Source organism: Janthinobacterium sp. 13, assembly GCF_002749695.1.
In the GTDB taxonomy this organism is placed as follows: domain Bacteria; phylum Pseudomonadota; class Gammaproteobacteria; order Burkholderiales; family Burkholderiaceae_D; genus Janthinobacterium; species Janthinobacterium kumbetense.
Genome location: NZ_PEEQ01000001.1, coordinates 5,781,185 through 5,796,112 on the forward strand (window position 1 = coordinate 5,781,185; position 14,928 = coordinate 5,796,112).

Consider the following 14,928-nt stretch of genomic DNA (forward strand, 5'->3'; position numbering starts at 1 on the left):
TAATTGTGGGGGGCCGGGGAGTAGTGCTCAGAAGTGAGTCGCATTTCATAGGGGTGTTCTACGGCCACCGTCGACTCCACAGCCTCCGGCAAATCCTTTAGTTCAAAAGACCCACAGACGATGTTGCATTGAGCGAGAGGGTCGTGACAAGTAGTAACTATAAAACGAGTTTGGCCAGCGCGACAGCCGCGACGTCACTACGTAAATGACCGTAATGCTTCTCGATCATTGCGACCGATGTGCCGCTAATTTGCGCAACGGTTAGAAGATCTAGCCCCCCATGGACAAGATCGCTGATAACACTGTGACGCAATGTGTACGCACTTGTTTCTGCTGGCAGAGCTGCGTTTTTTGCTGCGTTTTTGATGGGATCTTTCCAGGAGTCCTTGTTCCAGGCTTGTCCGTCGGCACGCGCCAGTAGGGGGGCGGTCGCTGTTTTGTTTGCGGCGGCCATCTCGAATAGCTGAGAAATTTCCGAAGGAAGTTTAATTTTCCTGTCCTTGCCGCCCTTGTCTTTGCCAATTTTCAGTACGCTTAGGCGCTGGTCAAAATCCGCCACGGTGAGGGCAGCAAGAGCCCCCGGGCGAAGTGGCAGTATGGATAATCCCCGCAGGAATGCTGCGAGATCGTCTGGCGCATGTCTGATGAGATTTCGCCGCTGCTCGCGATCCAGATATAAATCCCTTCGTTTGGCGACGTTCTTGAATGCTTTCAGCGTTTCGCTCCAGGAAAAGTTCGAATTGACCTTGCCGTCAGCGAATGCACAATTGAGGGCTGCGCGTACCGCCGCAATATCGCGATTGACGCTGTCCTTGGAACGCTCCCGGACATCACCAGCCTTGTTAATGGTGACGGGTTTAGCTACCATGCGACGACGAAAGTCGTTCATGTGGTCCCGGGTCAGTTTCATCAGTTCTATCTTGTGTATAGGATCCTGCGTGATCCATCGGCGATAACGTGCGGCGAGGTCTTGTGCTGGCTTGGTACCCTTCAGCTCCTGGATCCGCTTCACATACGCGTTACAGGCATCCAATACAGTTGTCGGTTGATGAATGGCACCAGCGTCGCCTGTGGCCGCGTGAGAAAACCATTCACGTGCGACTGCTACAGCCCTGTCAAAACGTTCATGATGCATATGTTCATCTAACGTGCCTAGGCTACTTTCGACTTCCTTTCCTGTCTCATCACGATGTCGAAGTAGCCACGTTCCGCTTGAGCTATCTGACATTTTGCGAAACCCAACGTAGAAGCCTTTGCTGATTCTGTGCCAATACGGTTCACGCCGGGTTTTCAGCTTGTTGCGCGCTGTAACTGTATCGATTTTGTTGGCCATGCCATCCTCCGTAACGTGCAAGAATGTTGTATGTGTTCAACCGTAGAATCAGTGCTCAATGTACGGGAAAAGTACGGGAAACAGTAGCACATTTCGGCGGACGTTAGCAGATCAAGATGATGCTTTCTCCTATGAAGGAATAGTCCAGTGACATCCATGCAGGCGCAGGTTCTCGTCATTCACACTGCAGGGGTCGCAAGTTCGAAACTTGCACTTCCCACCAAGAATTCGCTGTAAAATCAAGTACTTAAATTAAAGCCGACACATTACGTGATCGGCTTTTTTTGTGCCTGTGTAATTGGCCTGTGTAATTTTATTTTTTGTTTTGTACTAGCACCGATAGCTTATCCAACGCAGCACGCTGCGCATCGACCTGGAGGTGCGCATAGCGCTGGGTCGTCTGCACATTGCTGTGACCGAGAATCTTGCTAATAGTATAAAGATCGACTTCCAAGCCAAGCATGATGCTGGCACAAGAATGCCGTAGGTCATGAAAGTTCACATGCTCCATACGCGCTTTCACGCGCGCTCGGCGCCAAGCGGATTTCAGCCCATCAACACTCACTTCAAGCGGAAAGTGGGCGAGCCAAGGTCGCAGCGCGGGGATGATTGGAATTACACGCGCCCGTAAGGTCTTTGTGTGGCTCGAAGGCAAGGTGATCGTGTCAACGCCAATATCCTCCTCACGAATTTGGAGCAACTCTCCACGACGGGCAGGTCAGCCTGATGTATCCGCCAGGCCAGGGCACAGCCAGCGCCGGCGCGCGAGCTGAAATGATCAAGGAGCTGTTCCGCCGCGGCGCAAGCTTCACCAAGGGTGATGTGACCGTGCAGATCGAGCGCACGCCTGAAATCGCGGATGGCCGCGAGGACGGCGACCGTTGGATGGTCCCGGTCAAGATTCGCTGGTTCTGCAACCTGTAACCCGCATTACCCCACATAGATCGCCTCGGCGGTCTTTTTTTTCGACCAAAGAAAGGCAATCCACACCATGACCACTGCAAACGGCATCGACAGCCTGCTCGTTATCGGCAAGCAACCTGCAGAAGGCACGAAGGCCCTGGCCGCTGCCGGCCGCCTCTATCCGCGCGTGACAGCGACGTTCGATACGGAAGCCGACAAGTATTCGAGCAACGAGATCGACCCGAGCCAGCAACAGAGCGATACCCGCCTGGGCAACTTCCGCACCTCGGGCGCTATCAAAGGCGAAGCATCGTGCGACACCTACGCCGTGCTGCTGGCCGCGCTGCTGCGCCGCGACTTCACGGCCGGCGGTACCACCGCGGCGCAAAACACCATCGCATCGGGCGCAATGGGCCTGACGCGTAGCGCCGGTTCCTGGCTGGCCGACGGTCACCGCGCCGGTACCGTCGTGCGCATCGGTGGCTTCTTGACCACCGGCGCCGCCAACAACGGCAAAAATTTCTTCGTTAAGTCGGCAACGGCGCTGAAGCTCGCTGGCCAGTTCATGGACGGCAGCGCGATGACGGTGAAGGTCGAGGGCGACCCGGTGACCGTGACCGCGCCCGGCAAGCGCAGCTTCACGCCCCTGACCGGCCACACCACGGACTGGTTCACGGCGGAAGTGCAGGATCCGGGCATTGCCGTGAATCGCTGCTTCATCGACCAGTTGGTCAGCAAGGTTGACGTCGCTGTGCAGCCGAATGGCATCACGAGCATGGACTTCACCCTGATGGGCAAGCTGGAGGGCCCGACCACGCCGGCGGCGTACTTCGCGGCACCGGCCGCCACGCCCGGCACCGGCAAGTTCTCCAGCGCCACCGCGATGCTGTCGGTGGCGGGCATCCCGTCGCAAATCTGCACGGGCATGTCGTTGTCGCTGGATGGCCAGGTCAAGATCGATCCGGTGATCGGTTCGAAGTTCGCCACGGCCGCCTCGCGCGGCAAAGTGGTGGGCTCGGGGCAGTTCACCGTGCTGATGCAGGATTCTGCCTATATCGACTACTTCAAACAAGAAGTCGAGCTGCCGCTGGCCTACGCCATGGCGGCCAGTACGGCGCCGCTGGCCGAGGTGATGACGATTGCCATGGGTCGCATCAAGATCACCTCTGCCAAGGTCGATGATGGCGAGAAAAACAAGATCGTCACGTGCGCTTTCGACTACCGCAAGTCCGCTAAGCGCAAGACGGCCATCGACGCCTCGACTGACGAAGGCTCCAATCAGCTGGTGAGCGTCATCGACGACAACCAGAAGCGCATGGCGCTGGCCGTGGCCGTTGACTGGTATGGCTTCACCAGTAACGGCGCGGCCGTGCCGTTCGACAAGAGCATGATTGACGCGGCGTTTGACAAGTACCCGACCTGGCAGGACCGCGTTACGACCGCCCTGGAAAACGACGCCAATTTTTTGAAGGTTTGATCCAGGCCCTGCTGCTGTACGCCGATCATCTGTTTGATCGCGCGGCAGCGGCAGGCGACGGCAACGCCAAGGGCGATCATCTGGAAACCGCCCGGAAAAACCCGCTTTATCGGGCGCCCGAGGCGCCCGCGGTGCCTCAGCTGCCGGCCGAGCTGGCCTACATCTGGACCTGGTTCACCCAGTTGAACCAGAAACGCCAGTGCGGCATGGCCGTGAACGCGCTCGCCAGCGCTGAAATACTGGCCTGGCAGGCGCGCCACGGCGTCCGCTTCGATCCGTTCGAGGAGTCGGTCATTGACCGCCTCGATGCGCTGTTTATTTACCACCAGAACAAGAAGGTCAACTCTGATTTGCCATAACTTTTGAGCAATCGGGGTGGGTGACAGCACCGCACAGGAGCGCTAGGATTGGCATGCATTTAACACAAACGCGGCGAAAAGTCGTGCGAACCGTTCCGCATGACTTTGTTGTGCCAGGTGTGTATTGTTGCTGGGTGGCATGCGAAACGATGGAAATTTCGGCAGGCATTTGAGGCGAGGTTACTGCGTCGATCAAGTGCAATTGGTGCTGGTGTAAAATTGCCTCTTTAACTTCTGAGGTAGAAATGAAGAAATGTATTTTTGCCGTAGCATTGATAGCAGTATCTGCCTTGTCTGTTGCTGCAACGAACAAGCCCTTTGTTTGTGAGCAGATAAAGGAAAAGGCCGTACGTACTTCATGTATAGAGTCGCGAGATGCTGAAAATGCAGAAAAAGTGAAAAGCAATTCTGTAGATGAGTCTGCGCGATTAGCTGCTCTCGATAAAAGTCGGATATTGGATGAGTTTGTTGCAAAGTCAAAAGAAGCATTGGTGAAAAATTACAAGGATCCAAGTTCTGCGCAGTTTGCAAACCTTGTGGTCAGTGATAGGTCCAAGGTAATGCCGAATTGGTTAGCCCTTTGTGGCTCGGTCAATGCGAAAAACTCTTATGGTGGCTACGTTGGCGCCAAGCTTTTTTACGTAAGTTGGACAGGCCCCGGTGCTCCGGAAATTTGGAACGAGGGCGCGAGAACTGCAACGTGGCGCGGATCGAGGAAGGCAGCCGAGGAAGTCGAGTTAGCTGAAATGGATGTCTATAAGTTGACTTGTGAGCCATCCGCTGTGGCTGTTATTACACAGGTGAAGTAATGCATTAATGAATTAGTATTTTTTATTATCCATTTGGCCCGCTTCGTGCGGGTCTTTTAATTTCAAGCTCACTTTGGTGAGCTTTTTTTATGGGCGATCTATGCCGGACATTGCAGAACTTGGTCTTTCGATTGATACGCGCCAAGTGGTCGAGGGCAGTAAAGCACTGGATTCGCTCGGTGAGGCAGCGGTGCGCGTCGAGCAAAAGACGGCTGGCGCCACGGCGGCTGTCGACAAGTTGGGCGAGGCCAGCGCTGGGGCAAAGGCCAAGGCCTCTGAAGGTGCTGTCGCTGTCGATGCGCTGGGCGATGCTGGTGCGCGCGTTGCGCCAAAGGTTGCTGGCGCGACCACGTCCGTGGATTCGTTGAGTGCTGCGACGGCGCGCGTGCGCTCGACATCGACCGAGGGCGTTAGCGCGCTGGACAACTTTACAAATTCCTCGGCCGGTGTGTGGCGCCGCGGCGTCGATGCGGCCAAAAGTGTCGAGGCCCTGGGCGATGCCACGCAGCGCACTGGTCAGCGTGCGGCGATCAGCAATGGCCAGATGGATGACACGTCCAAAATTATGCGCGCTCAGGCTGAGCAGGCGCGCCAGGCAGCCCAGGCCACGACGGCGCTGGGTGGTTCGACCACGCAATTGACGCTTGGCCAGCAGCAACTGATCGAGCGCATGCGCGAGCAGGCGGCGACGATTGGTATGAGTTGCACCCAGTTGCTTGCCTACCAGGCCGCGCAGATGGGTGTCACCAAGGAAACGCAACAAGCAATTGCAACAATCAAGGCGCACGAGGACGCACTCAAGGCCGCCGCAAAGGCTAAGGAGGAGGCATCTGCAGCATCTGGTCGACTGACCGGTGCGCTGCAATTATTGGCTGCCGGCTTTGCCCTACTAAAGATTGCTGATTACATTAAAGAATCCACTTTGCCGACTGCCCGATATGAAACATTGGGCGTGCTGATGGAGGTAGTCGGGCGCAATGCTGGCACCGCTGAACGCGGCCATGCTGGAATTCGGCATCACGACCCCGGCGCGCCAGGCATCGTTCCTGCCCCAGGTTGGCCACGAGTCTGGTCAGCTGCGCTATGTGCGTGAGCTGGCCAGCGGCCAGGCCTACGAAGGGCGCGCCGACCTGGGCAACACGCAACGCGGTGACGGCGTGCGCTTTCGTGGGCGTGGCCTGCTGCAGGTAACTGGCCGCGCCAACTATGCGGCCTGCGGCAAGGCGCTGGGCCTCGACCTGCTGGCCAAGCCCGAGCTGCTTGAGCAAACTGTCAACGCCTGCCGCTCGGCGGGCTGGTTCTGGCAGATGAAGGGGCTGAACGCCTTGGCCGATGCAGGTGACCAGGAACGCGTGACGCGTCGCATCAACGGCGGCGTGAACGGCTTGGCCGAACGCCTGGCCTTGTATGCAGCAGCGCGCAAGGTGCTGGCGTGAGCGCGCTGGCCAAGCTGGCGGGCAGGGTGCCTGGCTGGCTGTACGGCGCCGTGCTGGCATGCGTGCTGGTCGGCGCCGGTATGCTGTACCAGCGAGCGCAGGGCGTCGCCCAAGGCCGAGCGGCCGTGCAGGCGCTGTGGAATACCGACAAGAAGACCCGCGCGGCAGCGGAAACGAAGGCGGAGGCGCCGCGCGCCGCCGAGAACCTGGCGCAAGCCAGGCAACAGGCCATCAAAGCGGCGGCCATCAAGAAAGTCTACGATGACGAAATCAACGATGTGCGCGCTCGGCTTGCTGTTGCTGAGCGCATGCGCAAGCCCGTCTTCTGTGCAAGTACTGGACCTGCCGCCCCGGCCGGTGCCGGTGGCGCCGAAGGAGGCGCTGCAGCCGATCCCGCCGGTGGCTACTTCCTGACGCGGTGGCGCGAGATATTCAAGCTTTGATCCTGCAGACGGAGGAAGTGGCCGCGACGGGACGCGCGTGCCAAGCGTTTGTCCGGGATAGTAGCATAGGGCTGTAGCGCTGATTCGGAGTGTTTGCGCAGGTAGGCAGTAGGGGAGTGAGCTAGTCGATTGAGTCTTGATGCCTTCTGATCAACGCAAGTTTAGTGCCGCAGGTGTCTTTGTGCAGTCGCGCGTCCATCTCTCCAGCACGCCGGGGCCGGATAGAGTAAATGCTGTCTAAGTTGATAACTTCGGCTCTTGGTATACACTCATTAGAAGGAAATTGGACGTTAGAAGAGGAGTCTTACCATGAGGCATATCTCTACACTGGCCGTGATCGGTACTGTTCTGTTTATCACGGGAACAGCTGCATCTGCAGGGAATGGCGGCGTTAAGGCCGGTCCGCATTTAGGAACCCCGATCGCAACAACAATGCACACGACGACGCACACAACGACAACTGCACCAGCTTTACCTACCCCATTGCATTCGGGGCAACCAAATCAAAGCTGCGGCAGTGCTACTGCTCCCAATACTCCTGGTAATTCAGCTTCTGCACCTGGGTCAGCTTTCAATCCAGATGGCCAGGCTGGAACAGTATATGCTGGACAGCAGCCACAAAATTCGCGCAATCCTACGAGTGTGTCACAGTATGATGTTGCTTGCGCGAAACAGCCATCTAAGTAAGGTGCAAGCGTAAAGCCGATGCCGCACCGGCCAACCTACGAGTTCGACCAGCTGGCGCCAGCGGCAACGGACGGCGAGATCGTCCTGGCGCTGGCGTGGGACTGGCCGCATGGGCGGAAATACGAGAGTGAAGTTGAGGCGGTGATTGCAGGCTGCGATTTGCCAGAGGCAAAAGCAGAGCGCTGAGCGCATGCGCAAGCCCGCCTTCTGTGCAAGTGCTGGACCTGCCGCCCCGGCCGGTGCCGGTGGCGCCGAAGGAGGCGCTGCAGCCGATCCCGCCAGCGGGCTACTTCCTGAAGCGGTGGCGCGAGATATTCAAGCCTTGATCTGCAGACAGAGGAAGTTGCCGCGACAGGCCGCGCATGCCAGGCGTTTGTGAAGGGGGATGTGGAGTAGTCGAGCCAAGCGTTGATTGTATCTGTGCGAACAGCGGCAATCATCATGGGCCTACTCGCTGACCAGTTTCAATCAGATGTTTGAACAATTAAAGTCACCAAGAGTAAATGTTTTTGAATTATTATTGTGGTTATAAATACTCTTTGGTGATTGAAAATGTCAATATCCGATCTTCCTGAAACTATATTCGGCGTAATAAAGAATAGATTTAGTAATCCTCTTCTGGCGTCAGCCTTCATTTCCTGGCCATTTTTGAATTACAAATTAATGCTTGTTGTTTTTGGGGAAGGCGCATATTCTGAGAAAATTAACTTCATAGATGGAAAGTTGTATACTTTTCCCCTCGAGTATTATCTTCATGTTTTTGTTTTTCCATTGTGTGTTGGTATTATTTACTGGTACTTTTATCCTTCTTTTGATGAAAAAATAACTAGATACTCTATCCGAAAGCTTGCGGATAAAGTGAAAATGGTTCTGAATGAAGAAAGAAAGATACCTTTTGATAGTGACCTGCAGATAAGTTATTTTAAGAAGTATGATGAGGAAAAAGAAGTTTGGAAAAATGCTCTACATGAAGCAAACGATGCTGCAGCAAACAAAACTGATGTAGCTAATGTTGTGATTGATGAAATTTCCAATAGACTAAAGTTTCAAACCCGAGTGCTTTTCGCTCTGCAATGTGGAATGACGCTAGATGATTCGGATTTGTTGAAATGCGTGCTTCTCAATGGGCGTATTAGTCCTGATGATCGCGATAATTATAAAAAAATTAAAAACTACAAGTATTATGATCAACTAAAAGGGGTCGTAAAGGAATCGATTAATATTAAAAGGCATCATGGCAGCGCAAAAAGACAGGTCTCTATGGAGTGGTTTAAGACCATTGCTCCTCTTCCGGATGGTGAGTTGCAAGGATTCGCCGAGGTCCTTTGGGCATTGGAAGTCTTTAGTATTGTAAATTCACAGCCTCTGACTTTTGCTGCTCGAGATGACATGCAAATTAAACAAATGAATGAAAATTTTGAAAGATTGGATGCCGTGGAATAGTGCTATGGAACAGACTCTTCCGAACAAATGATTAAATTTTGATGCACAAGCCAGTGACGGATAGACGTTAAAATGTGTGCGGACTACACCCCCAGCCGTAAAGATCAAGAAAGCTTTCGAACCGGATACCCGCTGCTTGACCTGTCACCCGAGACATGGCCCGGCTACATGGCGCCCATCCTTCGCGGCTCTCACGAAGCGCCCGGTGAACTGGAAATCGCTCCCGCCATGTTTGGCCTGGTGCCTCATTAGGCGGATCTGAAGCTGGCCCGCCAGACCTACAACTCCCGCACCGAGACGGTGGCCAGTAAGCCATCCTTTCGCAGCGCCTGGAAGTGCAAGCAGTTCTGCATCATCCCGGCCGCCAACTTCTTCGAACCCAACTACGAAATGGCAAGCCCGTGCGCTGGCGCATCGAGCGTGCCGACGGTGGCCCGGTGGCCAGAGCCGGCATATGGCAGTACCGCCCGGGGATCAGTTGCTGTCGTTCTCGATGCTGACGATCAACGCCGACAGGCATCCGCTGATGCAGCGCTTCCACAAGCCCGATGATGAAAAGCGCATGGTGATGAGCCTTGATCCTGATCAGTGCCTAAGTTGGTTGGACGGTTCTCTGGTGGCGGAGACGAGTGGGGAAGGGGGCGCTCCGGTTTGGCAATGGCCGCGCTGGATATCACAAGCAAACGTAATTGCCCTAATACGGTGCGTCTGGGTTCGGCAGACCTGACGCGGCGGTGGGCTATGTTTTCAGAAAATAGAGCGCCTCGCTACCCAGCGAGCTGGAGTTGCCGAGAGTTATAACCAAGTAGCTGCGCTAGATTTTGATGTCTCGGTGCAACTTTTAACGAGCATGGTACTGTCGATGTCCGTGCCCTCTTAGATCGTGCCCTGTCTACCGCCTGTCTTGCCTGGAATGACAACATCCTCCAAATCATTGTTCAGGTGTTCGAACAAGGCTTTTGAGGTTTGGGTGATGGCCTTTTGACGTTGGCATCCCGGTACTGTGCAATACTTACCGTCGGCCAATTCAATATAAGCGGGACAATTCTTGTATTCATGATCAATGCAAGGCATATATCCTCCCAGGTTGTGGATGTTTGCATACTGCCTATATGTACAGATTACACCGCAGCCAGCGGTTTGTTGGAAATATTACATTTATCTTGCGGAATATCGGGGAGGGAGGGGCATGCTTGGGGGAGGCTGTTCATTTGGATTTTTCGGCAATTAAGGCAGGATCTCCCGCGCTCCCATCCTCGTGTCGGTATAGTCGTGGTGCCAGCCAGTGCTGGCATCCCCTTCCTTGTTTCGCCCAATAGTCATATCTGGAATTGCAGGTCGATGTAACTCCCTTGCTTTTGAGCATTTCAGCCCTGTGTAATTTCCTGTGTAATTTGGTGCAATTTAGCGACTTCTCTTGATAGTCATGACGAAACACTCCCTGTGAGAACCCTGCAAAATGGCGCTTTCAATGGCATTCACACTGCAGGGGTCGCAAGTTAGAAACTTGCACTTCCCAGAAAAATTTTCGTTTGTATTCAATGACTTAGGATTTTACATCTTGTCGGAATACGAACTTGGGGCAATGGGATTTTTAATCCACCGCCCAGCCCCAACGATACGGCCGCTTCATGCGGCCGTTTTCACGTCAAGCTGGCTTAGAACGCCTGATATTCCTCTCACTTGCTTTCAAAGCAACGGCCTCGTACACTGCGGCATTCTGACTGTCCTCTACCGGCTGCAGATTCAATCGGTCAACGCAACACACTGTTCAAATCGTTGAGCCGGTGTTTGGTAGTGTAGCGTCTTCCTGGGGCGCTCGTTGAGTCGTCTGGCTACCGCATCGAGTTGCTCTTGTGAATAAGTAGAAATATCCAGCCCCTTGGGGAAATACTGGCGCAACAGGCCATTGGTATTTTCATTTGAACCGCGCTGCCATGGATTCTGTGGATCGCAGAAGTAGACCTGGATATCGGTGGCCAATGTAAAGCGTTTATGCCCGGCGAGCTCGCTGCCACGATCCCAGGTCAGTGACTTATATAGTTCCTGAGGCAGCCTGCGGGCATTGTCGATCAATGCGTTGACCACCGTTTCGGTATTTTTGGCAACGACTTTTATCAGCATGACATAGCGCGTCTGGCGCTCAACCAACGTCACGATCTGGCTGTTGTGGCTGCCGCAGAGCAGGTCGCCCTCCCAATGCCCGGGCACTGCTCGATCCGCTGCCGTCGCTGGACGCTCGCTGATCGGCACGGCGTCGACAATTCTGCCATGGTTGTCCGTCTTTTGGGTGTGATGACGAGAGCGGCGCATGGCACGCGTCCGGCGCAAGTGCTCCAGTAACTCCTTCTTTAGGGCGCCTCGGGCCTGGATATAGAGGCTGCGGTAAATGGTTTCGTGCGACACGTGATACTCCTCGTGGCTCGTGAACAGCTGCTTGAGCCAACCAGCAATCTGCTCCGGCGACCACTGCAATTGGAGCTTGCTGGCAACCATGTTGGCCAGCATGCGGTTCTTCGTCAGCTTACAAGGTTTGGGGCGCCGCGTCTGATCCCAAGCATGCTGATCCGCCTGAGTTGCACGATATGCTTCGCGGCCACCATTGCGCTTGAGTTCCCTGCTGATGGTCGATGGTGCGCGTCCGAGGCGTCTGGCAAGTGCGCGAATGGATACGCCGGTAACGATGGCACGCGATACCTCCTCGCGCTCGGCCAGCGTCAGCGCCAGTCTGGAACGGCATCGCTGCGCTGGCTGTATGCCACCAGATTCAGCCAGAATCCGCTGTATCGACGAGTGATTCCGATTAAACAGCTGGGCTATCATCTGCAGAGAGTCGCCTTGCTTCCAGCGTTCCCACATCAAGGCCTTCTGCGTCTCGGTGTAATAAATGCGTGGTTTCTGTTTCATCTTCAACACTCCTGTAACCTAGGAATTTAGGTTAGAGTGTTGCGACCACCGATTGAATCCGCACCCCATTGCAGACATTCGCTTCAGGCCGTCGCTGACTACATTTCAGCCATCGCCTTAACGCGTTCGATAACGCCAAGAAGTTCCGTATCACACGGATCACCTGTGAACTCAGTTAGGCAAAGATGCCGCATGGGTTGTCGCTGGAGCTTTTCGGGACTGTCATCGATCATGATGATCTCGTCTGCGGCATACCCGTGCTTCAACGCCTTGCGCAGGTCCTTTATGTACACATAACCGTTACTTTTCGGATCAACCTTCTGAACACACTTTGATACCGCCCATGAAAATGCAACGGGATAGGAATTTCCAAACAGCTCCGCGATGACTATCTCGACATAGCGTTCGCTCGATGAAGACCAGACTGCCATATCGAAGTGCGATGCACAGAACCTGATCAGGTCAGATGCAAACGGTCGTACATAGACAAAATATGGGCCAATGCGAAAGGAGTGAGCACAAGGTAAGGCAACCTCAGTCGCATGCACCAAGGTTTCATCTAAGTCGAAGACAATCAGTCGGACCCGCGCCATGTTCATGCCTTTCGTTGTCCGCTCCTGGCCGGTTGCCCCCGTTTGCAGATTCCACGGCATAGCGGACGGTGCCGGTTAGTAAAATGAAGGTTCGGGGTTGAACTTGTTGATGATTCTTGTTTCAGAAAAAAACCTATCGATTTCTATCATAGGGTAGTTTGAGATACGTGCCGTTTGAAGATACCTACATCGTTCGAGAGGGACAAGCGATCTGTCTGGCGGGCAGACACCGAAAAGCTCCAGATAGGCCAGCTCCGGGATTGCAGCCAATGGTTCAAGCGATTGAATGGTGGTGATCTTCTTTGACGCGTCCCAACTTGGGAGCGTCGCCAAAGATACCGATTTCAGCTGCCTTAATTTGGCAAGCGGTGCGATATTGCTAATCTTTGGCATATGAAGTATGTGCAGGACGCGCAGCTTTTCAAGCCTCCCAAGAAATTCAAACGAATCATCAGGAAAGCCAGCGATTACAAGTTCTTCCAAGTTGCGCATCTGGGACAGCGGTAAGAGACTCTTGTATTTGCAATACCATACCTTGGCACTAAGTACGGACTCAGGTTCAGCAACTGTAGGGAAGGTGCCAGCAAGGTCGCGGATCAATTCTAGGTGCACTTTTGATATCTCCATACATTTTTATCGACTTAGCATAGGTCGCTGAAGGTCCGCTCCTGGCCGAAACCGAGCAGTCAACGACCATTTACCCAAATTGCGTTGGAGATGAGGACTACCGCTTTAAAGTCTGTAGGCTGCTTCGCACATCCAGACCATGGTCCATCAGCCCTAGGAGTTTTCACTGAATATTGCAACTCATTGTATTCGCCTTTAATGGTCCAGGTGTAGCTTTGGCCATCACTGTTGGTGGCGGGTGGCCGACCAAACTGAGATTGATAGAACTGCACTGTTCCCTCAGCCTCTTCATTCAGCCCAAACGCCTGCCAGTCGATGTGTACAGGCTTGCCGGAAGCTTCACCGACTACATGCTCGCCGCACATTAGCACAGCACCAGCGGGTAGCTCCTTATTGCCGATTCCATCCGAGCTTCCAGCGGCTGACGCGCATTCGATATAGGCAACAATGGATAGGAGTAACAGCTTTTTATTCATTCGAAAAATTTAGTAGGTTTGCTGAGCGACTGCTTGTGGCCGATCTCGGCCGAATTAGCGACGCAACTCTAGCACCACATCCTCAGGTCGAAACGCAATTAGCCATTGTGTAATACCGTCTGCATCACTGCATTCCAAATCGTAACCCGGAGGTGATGAGTAAATTTCAATGATAGTTGCGACATCACCGACTGCAGGCTGCTGAAGATTGGACTCATCAGAAAATACGGCCTGTTGCACGTTAAATGCCACAATCTTAACGACATCGTATTGCATAAATTTCATAATTGAACCCATCATTGAACGGCTGCTTTTGGCTGCAGATTCAATCGATCAACGCAACACTTTAACTTAAATGCATCGTTGCAGAGTGGAAATGATGCGAAAGAAAAACCGAATCGATTACGCCGCGCCCCGCGAAACCCGAGATTGCCGTCGCAAGGCGTTTTGCCATGGAAGAGTTCATGGCGGAATTCACCGAAGCTCAAGCAGCTATGGCTTCGGCCCGGCAGGAGTCTCTACAGGGCAGGGGAGATAGACAGGCCAGATCCGATCTCGTCGTTGGATTAGGCTGCTACGAGATCGCACAGCAGGAGTGTGGCAGGGTGCCCGGGCCCAACACGATTCATCGGCTTTTCATCTTTCAAGAACTATGGATCATGATTGTCCTAGCTACTTTTGGCGATTCATCCTAGCAAGAGAATGCTTCGCAAGAAACCAACATCCCACAGCTATCCACGCCAGGGCCCAACCAATGGCAAAGTAGGTGACGAGACCATAGAAAAAGATAGGCCAAATCCATGCAGGGCCACCGCCAATGGTGAGGAGCATCAAAAAGGCAGAAACCAGAGCAACAACGACTATCGGCATCCCCAAGCCTTGCGCAATATAGCGTAGAACGCATCCTGCCGCTCCATGTCCACCCGCGCGAATTATTTTTAGCCGCGCGACAAGAATTCCGCAGGCAATGGTGATAGGTAAAGACAAGAAAATTAACGCCAGCACCACTATGCTCAAAGTTTCCATTAGGTCTAAGTTCAATGAATTTGAAAGGTAGCTTGCGGCTGCGGACTCAATCGGTGGCTGCAACACTCTAATCTAAATATATCGTTGCAGAGCAAAAAAAATGTAAAAGTAGGCACGAATCGATTGTGCCACACCCCGCAAAAACTCAGCTACAACGTCACAAAGTGCTTGATCATGGAAAAGCTCATACAGAAACCGTGCGAAGCTCAAGCAGCTTTTGCTAGCGCGCGGCAGAAGTCTCTTCAGGGCAGGGGTGATAGACAGGCCAGACCCGATCTCGTCGTTGGATCAGGCAACTATTAGGTCGCATGCCAGGAGTCCAGCAGGACACCGAAGCCCCTAATACGATCCATCGATCTTTCATTTTAAGGAACTATGGATCAGGAGAGCCTAAGCAACTGGTGGCAAT

Annotated in this window: 17 protein-coding genes and 1 pseudogene; 10 read left to right on the forward strand and 8 right to left on the reverse strand. The window is 53.8% G+C overall.

From position 1 onward, the window contains the following. Positions 1-157: 157 nt before the first annotated feature. Both CLU94_RS25395 and CLU94_RS25400 read right to left on the reverse strand, forming a co-directional pair. Entirely contained in the window at positions 158-1,333 is a 1,176-nt protein-coding gene (locus tag CLU94_RS25395) for a tyrosine-type recombinase/integrase (RefSeq protein ID WP_143451540.1), read from the reverse strand. Between the two features lie 313 nt (positions 1,334-1,646). Then, on the reverse strand, positions 1,647-2,033 hold the full coding sequence (locus CLU94_RS25400) for a tyrosine-type recombinase/integrase (protein ID WP_257218995.1): 387 nt from the start codon (positions 2,031-2,033) through the stop codon (positions 1,647-1,649). A gap of 26 nt (positions 2,034-2,059) precedes the next feature. On the opposite strand from CLU94_RS25400, the gene CLU94_RS25405 reads away from it, so the two are divergent. The 10 genes and pseudogenes from CLU94_RS25405 (at position 2,060) to CLU94_RS28935 (ending at position 9,691) form a co-directional block, all read left to right on the forward strand. After that, complete coding sequence (locus CLU94_RS25405) at positions 2,060-2,257, forward strand: phage tail terminator-like protein (protein WP_099667689.1); 198 nt, start codon at positions 2,060-2,062, stop codon at positions 2,255-2,257. Positions 2,258-2,324: 67 nt separating this feature from the next. Then, positions 2,325-3,713 carry a phage tail tube protein gene (locus tag CLU94_RS25410; RefSeq protein ID WP_099667690.1) on the forward strand — a complete coding sequence of 463 codons (1,389 nt, stop codon included), beginning with the start codon at positions 2,325-2,327 and terminating at the stop codon, positions 3,711-3,713. Continuing rightward, positions 3,710-4,072, forward strand: coding sequence for a phage tail assembly chaperone (locus tag CLU94_RS25415; RefSeq protein WP_099667691.1), 363 nt, complete (start codon positions 3,710-3,712; stop codon positions 4,070-4,072). The genes CLU94_RS25410 and CLU94_RS25415 overlap by 4 nt, the downstream gene beginning before the upstream one ends. A 245-nt stretch (positions 4,073-4,317) precedes the next feature. After that, complete coding sequence (locus CLU94_RS28185) at positions 4,318-4,881, forward strand: hypothetical protein (RefSeq protein ID WP_143451541.1); 564 nt, start codon at positions 4,318-4,320, stop codon at positions 4,879-4,881. Between the two features lie 100 nt (positions 4,882-4,981). Next, entirely contained in the window at positions 4,982-5,974 is a 993-nt protein-coding gene (locus CLU94_RS28190; protein ID WP_143451542.1) for a hypothetical protein, read from the forward strand. Then, entirely contained in the window at positions 5,883-6,317 is a 435-nt protein-coding gene (locus CLU94_RS25420) for a glycoside hydrolase family 19 protein (RefSeq protein ID WP_306558487.1), read from the forward strand. Before CLU94_RS28190 ends, CLU94_RS25420 begins: the two co-directional genes overlap by 92 nt. Beyond that, complete coding sequence (locus CLU94_RS25425; protein ID WP_099667693.1) at positions 6,314-6,760, forward strand: hypothetical protein; 447 nt, start codon at positions 6,314-6,316, stop codon at positions 6,758-6,760. Before CLU94_RS25420 ends, CLU94_RS25425 begins: the two co-directional genes overlap by 4 nt. 1,239 nt (positions 6,761-7,999) lie before the next feature. Continuing rightward, positions 8,000-8,890, forward strand: coding sequence for a hypothetical protein (locus tag CLU94_RS25435; protein WP_143451543.1), 891 nt, complete (start codon positions 8,000-8,002; stop codon positions 8,888-8,890). A 264-nt stretch (positions 8,891-9,154) separates the two neighbouring features. Next, positions 9,155-9,262: pseudogene (locus CLU94_RS28930) on the forward strand (SOS response-associated peptidase); the annotation flags it as partial. Between the two features lie 285 nt (positions 9,263-9,547). After that, on the forward strand, positions 9,548-9,691 hold the full coding sequence (locus tag CLU94_RS28935) for a DUF4113 domain-containing protein (protein ID WP_099667696.1): 144 nt from the start codon (positions 9,548-9,550) through the stop codon (positions 9,689-9,691). 945 nt (positions 9,692-10,636) lie between these two features. Here the strand turns inward: CLU94_RS28935 and CLU94_RS25445 are convergent. From CLU94_RS25445 to CLU94_RS28205, 6 genes are all read right to left on the reverse strand, one after another. After that, the gene (locus tag CLU94_RS25445) at positions 10,637-11,797 is read right to left on the reverse strand and encodes an IS30 family transposase (RefSeq protein WP_099667697.1); all 1,161 of its coding nucleotides are present in this window, start codon (positions 11,795-11,797) and stop codon (positions 10,637-10,639) included. A gap of 98 nt (positions 11,798-11,895) precedes the next feature. Next, positions 11,896-12,450 carry an HAD family hydrolase gene (locus tag CLU94_RS25450; RefSeq protein WP_099667698.1) on the reverse strand — a complete coding sequence of 185 codons (555 nt, stop codon included), beginning with the start codon at positions 12,448-12,450 and terminating at the stop codon, positions 11,896-11,898. Between the two features lie 15 nt (positions 12,451-12,465). Further along, positions 12,466-13,017, reverse strand: coding sequence for a hypothetical protein (locus tag CLU94_RS25455; protein ID WP_257218996.1), 552 nt, complete (start codon positions 13,015-13,017; stop codon positions 12,466-12,468). Between the two features lie 59 nt (positions 13,018-13,076). Further along, a complete protein-coding gene (locus CLU94_RS28200) occupies positions 13,077-13,493 on the reverse strand; it encodes a hypothetical protein (protein ID WP_143451544.1) in 417 nt (138 codons plus the stop codon). A gap of 54 nt (positions 13,494-13,547) precedes the next feature. After that, positions 13,548-13,793: a hypothetical protein gene (locus tag CLU94_RS25460; RefSeq protein WP_099667699.1), complete on the reverse strand. Its 246-nt coding sequence runs from the start codon at positions 13,791-13,793 to the stop codon at positions 13,548-13,550. Positions 13,794-14,165: 372 nt separating this feature from the next. Then, positions 14,166-14,519 carry a hypothetical protein gene (locus CLU94_RS28205; protein WP_143451545.1) on the reverse strand — a complete coding sequence of 118 codons (354 nt, stop codon included), beginning with the start codon at positions 14,517-14,519 and terminating at the stop codon, positions 14,166-14,168. Positions 14,520-14,928 lie beyond the last annotated feature (409 nt).